Genomic DNA, 15,170 nt, shown 5'->3' on the forward strand with positions numbered 1-15,170 from the left:
TTATCTATCATCTGGGTTGTAACCAATAATGGCGCCTGAACTCAATGTGATAGTCCCCTGATTGGGATCTATCGCTGTTATAACACCATAACCTACCAATTTATCGCCCATTCCTAAAGTGAGCGTCGAACCATCTTGCAAAGTTAACCACACACGACCCGGAATAATGGCACGCACATAATAAATAGGTTTAGGCGCGGATTTTTTTCTTTCGGTTAGTTTAGTTTCTGTTTTTTGCTGCTTTTGCAAAAAAGCTTCTTGTTGCGACCGTAACAATTGAGTTTGCTCATTCATATCGACTAATCGCGAATTAAGATCCGCTAAAGTGGATTTAATATCGCTTAGATCCGAATCAAACGCTTGCAAATGCGATTGTAATTCACGTTGTTCTTGCTCTACATGATTGAAACGATTATCCAGCGCCATGTTAGCTTGCACCGCCGCTGTGATTACCGGTACAGCAGGTTTTGGCGGATGGTCGACGATAAGTTTAGACGTAGCATGCATTCTGTGTACTATGGTTCCTACTAGTTTATAAATGCCCAAACTAGCAAAAATAATAAATACAATTAAAAAAATATGATGGCGTTGGGTCTTTTCCAAAATAGCCGATGCCGGATCGGGGCTATTCGTTGCGCCAGAAAAGTGTGACTCTGATTCTGTTGTTGAATCCTGAAGTTTGTATTCTTCATCAGAATTATAATTTTTCTTATCCATTATCGCCTCATTTTGCTGTGAATAGTAATAAAGCTTTACCCTCATTGCGAGCGGGTAAAATATTAATCGTCATTGCGACCACCGTAGGTGCGTGGCAGGCCACGGCCTCACTCACGTTTCGGCCTCGCCATGACGAGTTATTTTTAATTTTTGTACTGTACACAGGTCTGTAAATATAATTAAGCATAAAACTTAACTCGTCGGTAATGCCGCTAAATCGGAAAGAAATAATATGCCCATGGGTGTTCCTGAAAAAACTTTTACTGTCGGCGGTGTATTGAATATATTTCTCAATACGGATGAATATTGCAAACCGACTTGACCTAAACCGACAAAAACTCTATCGCGTGGCGATAGATTGTTTTTTTGTGGCTGATCGGGCGTTGGCGATGGGAATAGCGAAATATTATAATTTGGCGCCGAATTTATAAAAGATTGTCCATAACCTTGGATGAAAGCAGAAGCAAATAGAGTCCCATAACGTAACCAATAATGATTATTGGTATCGCTGGATAAAGCGGTACGGGCGGTATTCTCATCAATAGCAACGGTATTAATTGCCACACTTTCGGATAATTTGGGTAAGGTTAAGGTATTGAAGGAAAGTAAAACCTTTTGACCTTGATTACTTAGGGTACCCATTATACGGGCGCCTTTAAATTTACCTTGTACAATCTCAGCAAGTACGGGGCCTGGCTCATCACTATTGACCGCCGTTAATAGCACTGCGTACATAATCGTTCCCGCTTTTACAGCAGGGGCTCTGGCGCCTGCTGGAGATCCAGTCAATGCGCCACCTAAACCAGCCCCGAGACGATTTAAATCCGGAGTTCCTGCGACATATTGCTGATTCGGCGAAGTCCACGCTGCAAAAAGTTGGCTAGCTTGTGTACTCATCGAACCTTGCATTTGTTGCTGCAATTGATCGGCTTTCTGAGCTGAGATTTGTTGTGCTTGTCTATCTAAAATGGCTTGTAATTCTGGATTGGGTTTATTTGTAGTTTCTGAGAGTAAGCTAACCGCTGCATTAGTCGTTGTTGCATTATTATCGTTGCTTGGTAATGCAGTAGTATTTCTGTGTGGTGGTGTAATACTCCCTATAGGATTCCCTTGCGAATCGCGAACGATGCCATCCGCTCCTAATTTTCCTAGAGCTTTACCTTGTACATCTCTAACGATCCCATCACTACCCACGGTACCCACTAAATGGCCTAGCTTGTCATATACCGGTGTGCCAGGTGCGGTTGCGCCGAGTTTTCCAATTATTTCCCCATGTAATCCGCGTACCAAACCGTCAGTATCTAATTTACCAATGACCTTACCTTGTGCATTGCGTACTTCAGCGTCGCTATCCAGTGTTCCTAATAATTTACCCTGATGGTCGTAAACCGGCGTGCCTGGAATGGCATGTCTTTTTTCGTGGGTTCCCTTTAAATAAGCATGGCCGATAATTTTGCCGGCTGGATTATGCACCACACCGTTGGCATCGACTTCTCCGATAATATTTCCTGCAGCGTCTCTTAACTTACCATCAGCGCCGATAGTGCCTAGCAAATGGCCTTCGGGATCATAAACTGGGGCGCCGGTCATATTGACACCGGTTTTACCGATAATATCACCCTCCGCATTTCGAACCGAACCATCCGCATCAACTTCACCAATAATATGTCCATTGGCATCTCTTAGCTTACCATCGGCATCCACTGTACCAATGAGATGACCTTTTTTATCATAAGCCGGAATAACAATGCTAGCTTTGGGAACGACTACTTTACCAATCACTGCGCCTTTTAGATTACGTACGATACCATCCGGACCTACGACGCCAATTACGCGACCTTTTGCATCCCTCACTTTTCCGTCTCGACCTACCGTACCTATTAATCGGCCTGCCACATCATAAACGGCATCCCCCATCGCAGGGACAGCAGCACTCCCAATAACCGTTCCATCTTCTGATCGGACTAAACCATCCGGGCCCACTTGGCCTATAATTTGCCCATTAGCATCCCGTACTTTGCCATCGACACCCAGATGCCCAATCACTTTTCCTTGCGTATCATAGATTAAAGTTCCCGACTTCAATTGGCTAGGCTGTAGCGAGGATACTGGCGTTAGTGCCAACTGTACGCCAGCACACGCCATGTATTTTGCACAGGCATCACAAGGTGAACAGCCATTATTCATCGATGGACAAGGCGAACTACCATTAACACTCTGTCCTATTTGATTAAACTGGTTAGAGTCCAATAAGGTCGGAATAGCACTCGCACCGGTTTTTTCGGCTATAGCCGCTTGCTCCAGGTTTTGTTGTGCTTGCAAACGTTGGTAGTCGGCAGACGGTGATTGTTCTACACCACCAGGAACAGATTGGATATTAGCTGGAGATCCTTTTAATTGTATGGACGATTCTTCGACGGGTGATTTTTTAGAAAGATGAATGTAACCATATAAAAAACCAAATAACAGTATGCAGCCGGTTAGTATGATAATGCTGCGCGTACGAATATTTTTAAATAAACGCGTAATATTTTGTAATTGAAGTTTCATAAAATTATTTAAAACCCTTCAACTTTTAATTGGATAGACTGTCCATCTTCAAAACCCAAGATTAGGGGTGTTTTAGGCATTTCATATGCCTTCATACCATCTGGACTCGACATGGTTGCAATCCAAGCGGGTGAAATTAAGGTTAAACGTGTGCGCAAATAAATATGATCGCCTACTAGCCAAGCTTGGGCGAGGCCGCCCGAAATTTTTAATGCAGTATTTCCTGCTGGCGGGACACCTTCTAAAATATTTAATAAGGCCGGATCGGCACTTTGCGGTAAATTTCTACCTAAGAGTGCTTTTGCATTGGGTCCATTACCAGGAATTCGTAAATCAATTCGATAATCTACCGCTTTTTGACCGGAAATTAGTGTCACCATCACCGGTGTTTCTAAACCACGTAGCTGTATAGCAAGATTTCCAACGTTATATAAGGAGGTTGCTTGTATCATCAATAAATTACTTTTTTTATCCCATTGAATATTAAACGCTTGTGGATTACCGATATCATAATTATCCACCGGCCAGGGTTGACCGGTGGAATCAAGAAATGCCAGTGTCGTCACGTAACCTTCGGCTAAACGGATAACCGTTGGTGTAGCGCCAGGTTCTAATTTCACATATTGCGATGAAATAGTGGGACGTGGTGGCGTACCCGGCGTAGTAGCAGCGGCTGCTTGCGTCTGATTGAACAGTTCTCTTAAACGTTTTATTTGCTCCGGTGACATCGGCAGCATGGTTTGTGCCATCGATCCAAAAGCGGCTTTATTCAATGATTGAATAGAAACCGAATCTTTACTATCGGCAGTAGTCTCGGCGGAATTGCCAGATGCAGTGGTGTCCGGTTTGCTTGAACTTTCTGCAGCTATCGACAGCCCCGAAATATTGACCAATAGGATGAACACTAAAAAATTAAAAATAGCGCGTAACTTTGTTTTTTGGACAGTTAAAAAATACATACCTGTTAACCGGTTATACCCCCGCCTCCCGATACAATAAATTGTGCAATACCGATACCACGTGGCGATGTTAAGGTCGAGACCCGAACTATCAACATCGTCACTGTCACTGCTTGCTGAGAAAACTGACTAGCACTTTGGAAAGTAATCAGCATCGGAATTTGCACCTTCCAGGTGTAACGATCCGCTAATAGACCTTGCTCTAATATGACCGGAACACCTGTCGCTACAGCCGAAACAATTAACTTTTTGCTGATCACCGCCTGTAAATTATTCGAACTCTTAATCGCCGAAAAAAACATTTGTTTTCCTTCAGGCGTAAAATAATCAGCGGCTTGTTGTAGTGCTTGTCGATAATTAACAAAATTATAACTATAAGCGGCTGTAGCCGCGGTATTAGACCATTCTAATACCGCGGCATTACTTAAATTCGGTTGTGAAAAAGGCACCAAGGGAACAATACGACCATCACTACTGCTGGCAAAATAACGGGGTGCAGGTGGGTGTGCGACGATATAAAATAGGGCGCCGGCCAAAATTAGCATAACGAAAAAACTAAACATCAAAGCGGCGACAACTTTTCTATAATTATCCCGATAAAATTCGTTACGTAATTTAACGACTTGTAAGGCATCTTCTTTCATGGTCATCTCAATTTAAAATTATTTTTATTAATTAAGTACGCGCAATGCTAGGGAAATCAGATGAAACTAAACGGATTAATTTTCCGTCTTGAGAGCTTGCATAAAAATCAGGCGTAGGCGTAAAAATAGTCAGATAAATAACCAATGCACTCAGCATCAAAATAATAAATAACGTTAGCAAGAGCGCATTACAGACGCGGTTGTAATTATCCCGATAAAACCCTTTACGCGATTTAAGCAACTCAATCCGGTTCCCCACGGTGACCCTCTTTTTGTCAAATTCGGCCTTATTTCAACGAACTATAACCCAATAGTCGTCAAAAAAGCTAGTCTTAAATACACTATTTAATTTCCCCAAAAAAAAGGGTTTTTATGATTATTTACTCATTCATTTCCTAAATTTTATTAGGCCCTTCCCTCACTCACTATCTTCCGGGAGTAAATGCCGGGTTCTTATCTCAGTCGATAGAATTTGCGGTTGATCTCCGTCAAATCTCACGCCTCGCTCATCGCTTTGATCATTTCTATCCCAGGCTCTCGCGACAATAATTCGTGTATTTAAGCCATGATCTAATAGATAATCTTGAATAGCTAAGGCCTGTTGTTTTGCTAAGTCCGAGGTTTCTTGTTCTAAATCGGGTGTGGGAGTAAACGTCAACACATCAATACCCATATTTTTTCGCTGATTCAGCAGGGTCACGAGCAAACCTAATGTAGGATAAGCACTGACTTTTAACCGAGAAGTGCCGTTTACAAAGAAACATGCATTAGGAAGAATTAATCGCAATTCATCGCCCACTTCCAATCTACGCACACCTGCTTTGCTAATCGCGCTTAACAAATTTGCGTGCTGAGCGGCTGGGCTCAGTGGTTTTTTGGGTGTACTCGCACAGGCGGTAAGTAACAAAAAAATAAATACTACAAAAATTCGATTTTTCATAATTAACTCGCTGCATCCGATTTTTGTTCGCTCGTTTCACGCTCTTTCTTAATAGCTGCCAGCAATTTATTTACGTCCTTAGCCACTTCCGCGCCTGGGAAGATGTTATGCAGCGTGGGTGGGTAATGGGTTGCTAGCGCCATATCCTGAACAATCTCAGTGGCGATACTATTAGCATGTTTTTCAAATTTACCCGATACTTTTTCTATTATGGCAACTTGTTTTTGCGTCGCAGCACGTTTCAAAAATGCCGCATTAAATTGCTCTGGATTATCCACCACCATCAGACTAGCTAATTCGGGTGTCGCGGTTAATGGAGTAAATACATTCAATTCATTTACTGGTAATGATACTTCTTCCTCGATGACACTTTCTTCTCTAGTGGTCTCTGTAGGCTCATTTAATGCTAATAAGGCAGGCATGGCAGCAGCAATAGGACTGAGATCAGAATGTTCGGACAAGGTTTGCGACAACGTGGTAATAATGGGTGATTCGTCGAGTTTTTGCAGAGAAAATTGTTCTTTATCCGTCACTTGCCGAAAATTTTGCAAACGTGTTTGCAAATCTAACAAATAACGATTAGTCGGTAAGCCCACTTTCAAAAATTGATTAAGCCGCATGCGTGCCACCGGTCGTGGATTCGCATAAAATAAGCGTGCACGAATAATCTTCGATTTAAATAAAATGTGTGCTTCACCTTCACGCTGTTCTTTTAAGTCGAGCAAATCGATACGCGCGCGTTTCTCTGAAGATGCACTGCGTGTATCAGCATAATTATTCATCACACTTTCAGCACGTGTTTGAAAAGCATCGACCTTGGTCACCCAAGCTTCGCCCGCGCTTTTGGAAAAGAAATCCCAGGTTTCCAGTGGATCTTCCAATTTCATACAAAGTTTAATATTACAGTTTGCACCTATCGATGCTGCTTCTTCTTTTGAAGCTTTTTGAAAGGCAGGTAAATCTTGCCCTGCAAAAACGATAGAGAAACCTAAAGACCGTGCTTGTGCGGGAACCACTGCAAACCCAGGCACAGCGTAATAACCATATTCATCTAATACGCATAAATAAGGCGTTAAAGAATTGGTGGGCTTACGTTCAATAATATCGCGGTAATCTCCCTCCACTTCCTCACCTAAACCAGCGGCTAACATGGCCTTTAAAGAAGCAATGATTACTTTACCTAGATTAGATAATTCGTCCGGTGATTTCTCAAAAGCAGGTAATAACACCAACAGTATACGACGATTTAAAACGACGTCTTTTAAATCAACTTCTGCCAAATTAGTTCGTAAAATATGGCCATAGGTATCGGCTAAGGAACCAAACACACGGGTTAATTGCATGGTAATAAATCCATGCTGTTCTAATACTTGCGAGACTTGTTTGCCTTTTTTGGATTTATCATAGCCCGGTAGGTTAATAAGATAATTGGTAATCGGTTCTAGTACAACTTCCGGCACGTCCATTAAGCTCAAAGGCTCTTGACCATCACGTGGAAATATTTTATCGATAACAATATTTTCTACGCGTGTTAACTCAAAATAATTACGTACGACGTTAACGTCTAATAAAATTCCACCTTGATCGCGGATATAAACCAATAATTTCATTAACGCTTCAACGAAGACTATCGCCCTACCTTTCCACATATCACCGTCTGGTGTATTACTACTGCTATCCATCAAACTGACCACGAGCTGCGATAGCATGCTCGAAGAACCATTAGCAAAGGGATTCATGGTATTCGACAAGCGTTTTTCTTGTGGTCCGACAATATCCCGCGCACCGGTCATGAAATTGACGACCAAAATGTCATCTTCACGCCCCATGGAACGGGCCATAGAAAAAACTTTTGCAAATAAACTGTTATCGCCTTTTCCATCCACATAAATAAAACCACTGCCCTGTACCAATGCATTGAAAGCCAGCGATATTAATGCTTCGGTTTTACCACTACCGGTAGAGCCAAAGATTAAACAATGTGTGCGCATATCATCGTTGCTAAACCATAATTCTTCGCCACTTGATATTTCATTACCAAACAAGCAGATGCCGCGGGCTTTTTGCGGCTTATTGGTCCCAGCTTTCAAATCGTTGTGATCTAATCGATGCGAACGTTGCGGCATCCGAAACGGTAAGTTGGTTTTCCGTGTATAAGCATAAAGAAATGAAAAGATACCGAGTAGAAAAATAATATCGGCAATAGCCGGAATAAAAAATGCGCCCGAGGCAAAACCTACTAATAAAATCGTCACTGCCGAAGGGTTTTTGAAAAAATCGACAAAACGCTGGGATAGCGTACGCGTATCTCGTAATAATTTACGCGGATCTTGTTCGTGTTTTTGTTCTAAACCACGTGCTATAGCTACCATACCGTAATCAACTCTCAGCTTTATTAATATTCCGTCCTGGCGAGCTCACGAAGTTGAGCGTGGCCATCCATTCAGTTACGTATTTTCTAGATTGCCGCGCGCTACGCGCTCGCAATGACGATAATATACCTCTCACCCTTCTTCCGAATCAGGAATATAAAGTATGTCTTTAATCGCAGCTTCCAAACCATTCACCGCTTCGTCTACCATAGGAACCATGAGTCTTCGGCCCATTGCTCGCTCGACATTCCAGTGCGCAAATGGACCGCTTACTTCTGCAAAAGAGGTTTGACGGCCAACTGAATTTAACATAAACCATAATAATCTATCGGTCGGCTTAAGCCATAAGAAATCCGCCGTTGCTAAAACCCCTTCCCTCCTTGCTAAAACTAACATCGAAGCCATTACCGTTAAAACATACGCGTGACTATGCATCACTCGTTGGACCAATTTATTGTTTTTATGTTTTTCTAATAAGGCGTCAACCCCCGAAAAATCAAGTCGTCCACTGCTGGTCGATTCGGCGATTTGTAATAATAATTTCAATGCACCATCGCGATCGCGATTAGCTCTTGCAGCAAATATGGCAAATAAAGCTTTAGTCTCCGGTTTTAAATAGTGGCTACCTTGCCAATATTCTCCACATTGCATAACGAAAACGTGATGTGCGGCCTCTCTCTTGATACTTACCGTCCTTTGATTATGCATTTTTGCTGTCATAGTCATGGAAGGAATGATTTTTTCTTCCGTTAACAGTTGATATTTTTTGGCAAATTGCATCGGTGATGATGCCATCGCCCAAGGCCCTTTATCAATATCTTCCTTAACTAAATCAAGCTTAATGACCGGCGAAATCTGTGGCCAATTTTTCCGTTCTGCTTCTGCAAGCGTGTCCATATTGTAAAACTTTTTAAACTGTAAATTAATATGACCGAAATAAATAATTAACGCTAATACTACAAGAACCACAATAATCGGGTAACGTATATAACTACCGACTTCACGACTAATATCTAATAATTGTGGAAAGGCGACTTGCGCGGGAATTAAGTCCTGGATACTCGCCGGAAGCAGTGCCATAGAAGGCAATACCAACGAAATTAAACGCGATTCCCAGAATTTAATCTGTAAGGCAAAGGCAACAATTTGTGTGTGAAAAAAGGCCCAAAGCAACCATCCTAACAAAAAGATGCATAAAATGATCCATAATGGAGCAAGTGAGTTATCTCCGGATTGCTGTTGTTGTGCTGGTGCGGCCATAAGTTATTTATTTTTTTGTATACTCTTCACACTCGAGTTGTTGGAGTACGTTTTTCTATTTAATTCAATTTTGTTTAACTAAAAAATTTCTAACCAACTTATATTGTCCCGTGGCATGTACCAAGCGCACGATATTCTTCAGCTGTATTGCCGCTTCTGATAAGCTAATTAACTTACGTCCTTCGCGATCAGTACGGCCGCCCTTCTCATCGGACAAAATCGCATCGCTGTGCACGTTTACTGCAACGTATGCATGATTTAAATTTCTATCGTTTAAACGAATCGCTGCACGGACATCCGTTTCATTGCAATAAATTGGTCGTCCCATAGCATATTTAACTAATGAAACGACAACTTCTTGCCATTTATTCATGTTGCTGCCTTGCGATTGATAAAGGGCAATATACACTTCGGTATTTTCACAACTACTCGCTGCCAGCAAATCATTTGCCATTTGCTCATGGTGATCTAAACCGACTTTAGTGACAAAGTCATTCCGTATCTCTTCTAGTTTTTTCTGTATCCCTTTTAAAAATAAATTGCCCTGCCATGGACCCGCTGCGATCCCTTCATCCAATATTTTCTTTATTTCTAAAGCGGCTTGAATTTCTTGCTCAGTCTGAAGCATAAATTTAAGCCCTAAGAAAATTAACTATAGTGCAAAGTCTGAGTAGACCCGCAAACAGTCACTGTTTGGATTTCATCGCGCATTGAGTTAATACAATTAGTTGCAATGAGCAAATTGGGGTTTTCTATTTTCTTGGAAACGCTATTAATCCGACCACTTAAGTAGCGTAAGTTTTCTAAAGTAGTTTTTACTACTTCATTAAAATCATTATCAACATTTTTACGGTCAGAAAAAATCATAGCCAACTTGATCCTTATTGTACGTTACCAATTTTTAACTCAATAAACCCAATCTACAAACGCATCCGTTTATCGTATAATTTAAATCCATTTAGCGGGAAAAACTCACAGTTTCGGGTCAAGCCCATCACTTTAATAAGCTCTCCCATTTCACTCGGTGACGTTAATACATGCACATGTCGATTGACATCCATCGAGGACACCTCATCATAACATTTTTCTATTAAAGGTAACAAATCATTGTTAAGCAAGAAGGCGGCTTGTGAGGTGTAGCCAGCCACATTTAAGCCCGCTTGCAGCGCAGCTCCTGCTAGACCGCTAAAATCGACCGAAGCCGTAATATCTTGTAAGCCTACTAAACTTAAGGGATCAGCATGACCACGATGCTGGTAGTAACACAGCAACGTGCCATTTGCTCTATCGGGATGATAATACTCGCGCGCGGGGAAACCATAATCAATAATTAGCACCAACCCCTGTTCTAAGGCATCACTCAGCTTACCCACCCAATCAGATAATCCCATACACACTTCTGACTGATAGTCCTTTACTTCGGGAAAATAAGCCGCCTGTAACTGGCTTAATCGACTTGCGCGTAAGCTATCAATAGGAGCCAGATGATACTTAAAATCATCCTTTTCAATACCGACACGTACCTCCAGTATGCTATTTTTAGACCAAAAGAACTGATGCACGGGCAAAGCATCCACCACTTCATTGGCGAGAATCACTCCTTTAATGGGAAGGTCTGGCCATTCGTCTAACCATTGTATTAAAGGGAATAAATGCGGAATATGTTGCTGTAATCGTTCTTGTTGACGTTGTCTGAGTGTGGGACTGATTTCGAAAATTTTATAGTTCCTAGGCAAACTCTGCTCTTTTTCCAAGAAAAACAATAAATCCATGGCCAATTGACCAGTGCCCGCTCCGATTTCTAAAATATCGGACTGACCGCCTAAGCTTGAAAAGACTTGCTGACACTGACGGCCGATGCAACGCGCAAATAAAGGAGAAATCTCAGGCGCGGTAGTAAAATCACCGGCTTTACCAAATTTATCTAAAGCAGCGGTATAATATCCCCACTTTGGCTCGTATAATGCCAACTGCATAAATCGTGCAAAACTGATGGAAGCCGATACCTGATGCCGTATTTCTTTGCGAATCAATTGACACAATTGCTCACTTTGAGCTTGCAGCATAGCAGCCGGAACAGGTAAACCTTGCGGTATTTTTATCATTATTACTCTAACTATTTAAGGCAAAAATCATGTCAGATGATTCTAAAGCAAATGATAAAGTAGTGCTAATAACCGGGGCCGGAAAACGCGTCGGCGCCGCTATTGCCCAACATTGTCATCAGCTAGGCATGCGTTTGGCGATACATTATCGAGAATCTGTCCAGCAGGCTGCTGACTTATCTGCTCGCTTTAACCAACAACGACCAGACTCAGCTATTGCGCTGGGTGCCGATTTACGCGATAGCGCCAAGTTAGAGGGTCTGATCGAACCTATCATCAGCAAATGGGGACAGCTTGACGTCCTAATCAATAATGCCTCCAGCTTTTATCCCGAGCCTTTTGCAAAAGTCACGTCTAGCGTATGGGAAGATGTGATGGCCAGCAATTTAAAAGCACCGTTTTTTTTAGCTCAGAGCGCAGCGCGCTATCTCAAGCAGCAAAAAGGCAGCATTATTAATCTTGTCGATATTCAAGCGCAACGTCCGTTAAAGAATTACTCTGTCTATTGTATCGCTAAAGCCGGATTAGTGATGCTCACTAAGAGTCTAGCCAAAGAGTTAGGACCTGACATTCGTGTCAATGCGATCGCGCCGGGTATCGTATTGTGGCCAGACGATGAAACTGAATTTAATCAAGCTTTACGTGAAAAAATCGTCGCCCGCAACGCCTTGAAACGTGCCGGAACACCACAAGACGTTGCTAATACCGCCGTTTTCTTGATTAACCACGCTGATTTTATCACCGGTCAAATCATTGCGGTTGATGGCGGCCGTTCACTCGGTTATTAATCGCATAGTTAGAAAGCTTGTGGAATGTTTTTGTTGGATGCTTTTTGGAAAAGCAGGGTTATTTATAAACTTTTTACTCTGCTTCCTACGAATTATTAAAATATAATATTAGCAAATATAAGGTATAATATAATAAAAACAAAAATACAGGATGTTGTGTTGTTAAGGCTCGAAAGATCAATTGATTTAAAGGCGCTAAAGGAAGATTTTAGAAAAATAGGCATTAATTTTATTACCGCAGGTGTTGTAGGTGTGTTTGTTAACCGTTACGTAGGCATAGGTTTTTGGACCCTGTCCTTAACTTCCGCATCATTAACAACCATAGGTATAATAGCTTTATATTTAGGACTGAGGAAAAATAAACCATGAAAATTTTTTTATCATTCTTGCCGATTATTATAGCCGCTTTTGCCATAGGAATCGGCGCAATATTAATCATCAACGATGAAAATAAGCACTCAAAATCCGTTAAATAGCGGAGTGTACTGGAAAATGCATGAGCAACGAAAAAAGTGATCCAACGCAGAAATAAAATAAAAGACGAGGGTTTTTAAAAGCAGAATAGAAAAAAGTTCCGCCAGTGTCTTAATCTACTTGAAAGCGACAATGCTACGATGGCGATTTGTGAAACACTTTAGGCTTCCTACTTAAAGTAGGCATGCACACCATGCTTCAAGACTATCTCCAACCTTTTAGGATCAAACTTCAAGCGCAATCCAACGGAACTTTCATAATCAAGTGTAGCCCTTAATCAGGATAATGCAAATTATCGGCTATAGATCATTTTTTGATCCCTTTTTTCTACGGCACTATCTTCAAACCCCTCTGGAAACTCTATGTCTCTAGCCTTTGTTTTTTGATACTCCTCTTCATCTAACTCTGTTTCAAGAGCTGCTTTTTCCCAAGATAATGCCTCGCCCGAAGCCGTAATTTTTCGTGCATCAGGATATTTTTCTACAAAATTTTTATTGAGCGTGTCTTCTAATAAAGTTGGATTAGAAACCAAGGTTTGCAAAGTTACATAGATATTTTTTAATTGACTAGATTCTTTATTTTCTAAAATAGATTCAATATAAAAATGAACAAAAAAGCCACAAGAAATATCATCTTTTTGCATTTGATAATGCTTGCTATTAATACAAACAGCATTTAAGTCATTCAAACAATTTGGATAGATTAAATTCCCCCATTTTGACTGCGAATTATGTAAGATTACCTCTTTTATTTGCTTTTCTAGCATTCGCACTTCAACCAAAACACTGTGTCGTTTACCTACTCGGCTTTGATTTAAAGGGATAAGTAGTTTACCCTCTAATTCTGGATATTTTTCTTTAAAACTTCTGATCACATCATTGATATAGGCCAAGTCATTTATTTTTAGCTCATTTGGTCTTGCAACATCACAAACCGCTTGAAACACGATAAAATCTAATTCATGGTCTTTAGCCAGGTGTTTAAAATGAGTCCGAATTTTCAAGTCTCCAGTATCTACAAATCCATCGTTAATATGGTAGTGTTTTTTAGCAGCAAATCTTGCCAAATAAGATAAATTGAGGTTATTCAATTGCGTTGGATTTAAGCGGAAGTCTTCAGTTGGAGAAGATGTTGAAGAGGCCGTCATTAGTGTGAACTCTGTCGCTTCCTCAGCTTGCTCAATGTCGTCCTCTGGAACTACATCAACCAACTCGAAACCTTCGACAGCCTGAGTTGTGAATTTTGGCATTTTCGAATTTCTCTTTATTATTATTTTTTTTATTTTAATTGAGTTGTATTAAACAATTATTAACAACAAAAATATGCTACTACTGCCAGCAACATCGCCAGCTATAAGCTATTTTAAGCTCATTACCTTAATATTTAGTTAATGTTCAAGCAGTAAACTTTAAAGAAATATATAAATATATGGGTTTAATTGCTTATGGCTAAAATTAAGGTGCATCTTTTAAATTTTCACAGTCTCTGCTCTCATATAGAAATTGTATTAGAAAAGGACCAGCAATTTTATCGTATTAATCGTTGGGAAAACCCAGGAATGAATGGGATTCCGCATCGGCATTAGACTCTAGTAAAAATTATATTCAACAAGCCAGTTCCGTATTCAGTTTCGATATTGAAGCAGATCCTGAAAAAATAACTCAAGAATGGAAAACTTATTGGGATGAAACTCAGGAAACAGCAAGTATTTTAGGTGATAATTGCGCTGTGGCGGCTCAATGGTTTTTAAACAAATTCGCAAAAATTCCGAATCCTGATTCATTTAATCTTAGTCTCAATCACCTTGCTTTAGGAATTATGTGGCCAAGTTTAATTCCATGCCCAATAACGCTCCCGGGGCGAATCATGTCAAATGCAAAACTTCATATTGAAGCAAAAAAATACCCGGAGTTAGTAGCCAAATATAGTTATTTATTTTTAAATATCAGTTTGGCTTTGACTATATTGACACTTGGAGTTTCAGTTCTAACACTATCTATGGCTGCGACCGTTTTAACCGGTGGAATTGCTACCGCTGCTATTATAGGCTGTGTAGCTGCTGGCGCTGCTAGCACCTATGGATTTTTTAAATCTTATAATCTATCCTCAAAAAAAATTCTATCGAATAATTCAATGCAAAATACTGAGGAAACTGCTCCACTATTACATAGGTAGCTTGTACTCCTGACTAAGTATTTTATTTCCTCTAGCTTATCATTCAATCCATCATTTTCTATTTACTCGTTAGACATATAATAGTTTAACAAACTAGCAAATGACTCCAGATTACTCCTTAGCTTGTTTTCGGCAGAGAATAGGACTAAAATAGTCCCATTTCAGATGGATACAATAAAAAATTAA

At 40.7% G+C, this 15,170-nt stretch carries 14 protein-coding genes and 1 other RNA gene; 2 read left to right on the forward strand and 13 right to left on the reverse strand.

Annotation, left to right across the window (positions count from 1 at the left end; genetic code table 11):
- The 11 genes from AAHF87_RS02145 to AAHF87_RS02195 form a co-directional block, all read right to left on the reverse strand.
- Complete coding sequence (locus tag AAHF87_RS02145) at positions 1 to 717, reverse strand: hypothetical protein (RefSeq protein WP_342146700.1); 717 nt, start codon at positions 715 to 717, stop codon at positions 1 to 3.
- 192 nt (positions 718 to 909) lie between these two features.
- Positions 910 to 3,267: a TrbI/VirB10 family protein gene (locus AAHF87_RS02150; RefSeq protein WP_342146702.1), complete on the reverse strand. Its 2,358-nt coding sequence runs from the start codon at positions 3,265 to 3,267 to the stop codon at positions 910 to 912.
- Between the two features lie 8 nt (positions 3,268 to 3,275).
- The gene (locus AAHF87_RS02155) at positions 3,276 to 4,226 is read right to left on the reverse strand and encodes a DotH/IcmK family type IV secretion protein (protein WP_342146704.1); all 951 of its coding nucleotides are present in this window, start codon (positions 4,224 to 4,226) and stop codon (positions 3,276 to 3,278) included.
- Positions 4,227 to 4,231: 5 nt separating this feature from the next.
- Complete coding sequence (locus tag AAHF87_RS02160; protein WP_342146706.1) at positions 4,232 to 4,870, reverse strand: type IVB secretion system apparatus protein IcmL/DotI; 639 nt, start codon at positions 4,868 to 4,870, stop codon at positions 4,232 to 4,234.
- 31 nt (positions 4,871 to 4,901) lie between these two features.
- Complete coding sequence (locus AAHF87_RS02165; RefSeq protein WP_342146707.1) at positions 4,902 to 5,129, reverse strand: type IV secretion protein IcmL; 228 nt, start codon at positions 5,127 to 5,129, stop codon at positions 4,902 to 4,904.
- Between the two features lie 159 nt (positions 5,130 to 5,288).
- Positions 5,289 to 5,810, reverse strand: a complete 522-nt coding sequence (locus AAHF87_RS02170) for an OmpA family protein (RefSeq protein ID WP_342146709.1) — start codon at positions 5,808 to 5,810, stop codon at positions 5,289 to 5,291.
- Between the two features lie 2 nt (positions 5,811 to 5,812).
- Positions 5,813 to 8,173, reverse strand: a complete 2,361-nt coding sequence (locus tag AAHF87_RS02175) for a TraM recognition domain-containing protein (protein ID WP_342147861.1) — start codon at positions 8,171 to 8,173, stop codon at positions 5,813 to 5,815.
- Positions 8,174 to 8,314: 141 nt separating this feature from the next.
- Complete coding sequence (icmP, locus tag AAHF87_RS02180; protein WP_342146710.1) at positions 8,315 to 9,442, reverse strand: type IVB secretion system coupling complex protein DotM/IcmP; 1,128 nt, start codon at positions 9,440 to 9,442, stop codon at positions 8,315 to 8,317.
- 64 nt (positions 9,443 to 9,506) lie between these two features.
- Positions 9,507 to 10,070, reverse strand: coding sequence for a Dot/Icm secretion system protein IcmQ (gene icmQ / locus AAHF87_RS02185; protein ID WP_342146711.1), 564 nt, complete (start codon positions 10,068 to 10,070; stop codon positions 9,507 to 9,509).
- A gap of 20 nt (positions 10,071 to 10,090) precedes the next feature.
- Entirely contained in the window at positions 10,091 to 10,309 is a 219-nt protein-coding gene (locus tag AAHF87_RS02190; protein WP_342146712.1) for a hypothetical protein, read from the reverse strand.
- Between the two features lie 53 nt (positions 10,310 to 10,362).
- Positions 10,363 to 11,547 carry a class I SAM-dependent methyltransferase gene (locus AAHF87_RS02195; RefSeq protein WP_342146713.1) on the reverse strand — a complete coding sequence of 395 codons (1,185 nt, stop codon included), beginning with the start codon at positions 11,545 to 11,547 and terminating at the stop codon, positions 10,363 to 10,365.
- Positions 11,548 to 11,576: 29 nt separating this feature from the next.
- Here AAHF87_RS02195 and AAHF87_RS02200 point away from each other — a divergent pair, with 29 nt between their 5' ends.
- Positions 11,577 to 12,335, forward strand: a complete 759-nt coding sequence (locus tag AAHF87_RS02200) for a pteridine reductase (protein ID WP_342146714.1) — start codon at positions 11,577 to 11,579, stop codon at positions 12,333 to 12,335.
- 567 nt (positions 12,336 to 12,902) lie between these two features.
- Here the strand turns inward: AAHF87_RS02200 and ssrS are convergent.
- Both ssrS and AAHF87_RS02205 read right to left on the reverse strand, forming a co-directional pair.
- A non-coding RNA gene (ssrS, locus tag AAHF87_RS07285) (6S RNA) lies at positions 12,903 to 13,064 on the reverse strand.
- A gap of 37 nt (positions 13,065 to 13,101) precedes the next feature.
- Positions 13,102 to 14,058 (reverse strand): hypothetical protein, encoded by a 957-nt coding sequence (locus AAHF87_RS02205; protein WP_342146715.1) that lies wholly within the window; start codon positions 14,056 to 14,058, stop codon positions 13,102 to 13,104.
- A gap of 293 nt (positions 14,059 to 14,351) precedes the next feature.
- Here AAHF87_RS02205 and AAHF87_RS02210 point away from each other — a divergent pair, with 293 nt between their 5' ends.
- Positions 14,352 to 14,984, forward strand: a complete 633-nt coding sequence (locus AAHF87_RS02210; protein ID WP_342146716.1) for a hypothetical protein — start codon at positions 14,352 to 14,354, stop codon at positions 14,982 to 14,984.
- Positions 14,985 to 15,170: the final 186 nt, after the last annotated feature.

Source organism: Rickettsiella endosymbiont of Aleochara curtula (assembly GCF_964030935.1).
GTDB lineage: Bacteria > Pseudomonadota > Gammaproteobacteria > Diplorickettsiales > Diplorickettsiaceae > Aquirickettsiella.

What these genes read in the sequence shown, in the direction of transcription:
- AAHF87_RS02145 (WP_342146700.1), bottom strand. Translation starts at nt 717, where the DNA reads ATGGATAAGAAAAATTATAATTCTGATGAAGAATACAAACTTCAGGAT.
- AAHF87_RS02150 (WP_342146702.1), bottom strand. Translation starts at nt 3,267, where the DNA reads ATGAAACTTCAATTACAAAATATTACGCGTTTATTTAAAAATATTCGT.
- AAHF87_RS02155 (WP_342146704.1), bottom strand. Translation starts at nt 4,226, where the DNA reads ATGTATTTTTTAACTGTCCAAAAAACAAAGTTACGCGCTATTTTTAAT.
- AAHF87_RS02160 (WP_342146706.1), bottom strand. Translation starts at nt 4,870, where the DNA reads ATGAAAGAAGATGCCTTACAAGTCGTTAAATTACGTAACGAATTTTAT.
- AAHF87_RS02170 (WP_342146709.1), bottom strand. Translation starts at nt 5,810, where the DNA reads ATGAAAAATCGAATTTTTGTAGTATTTATTTTTTTGTTACTTACCGCC.
- icmP (WP_342146710.1), bottom strand. Translation starts at nt 9,442, where the DNA reads ATGGCCGCACCAGCACAACAACAGCAATCCGGAGATAACTCACTTGCT.
- icmQ (WP_342146711.1), bottom strand. Translation starts at nt 10,070, where the DNA reads ATGCTTCAGACTGAGCAAGAAATTCAAGCCGCTTTAGAAATAAAGAAA.
- AAHF87_RS02190 (WP_342146712.1), bottom strand. Translation starts at nt 10,309, where the DNA reads ATGATTTTTTCTGACCGTAAAAATGTTGATAATGATTTTAATGAAGTA.
- AAHF87_RS02195 (WP_342146713.1), bottom strand. Translation starts at nt 11,547, where the DNA reads ATGATAAAAATACCGCAAGGTTTACCTGTTCCGGCTGCTATGCTGCAA.
- AAHF87_RS02200 (WP_342146714.1), top strand. Translation starts at nt 11,577, where the DNA reads ATGTCAGATGATTCTAAAGCAAATGATAAAGTAGTGCTAATAACCGGG.
- AAHF87_RS02205 (WP_342146715.1), bottom strand. Translation starts at nt 14,058, where the DNA reads ATGCCAAAATTCACAACTCAGGCTGTCGAAGGTTTCGAGTTGGTTGAT.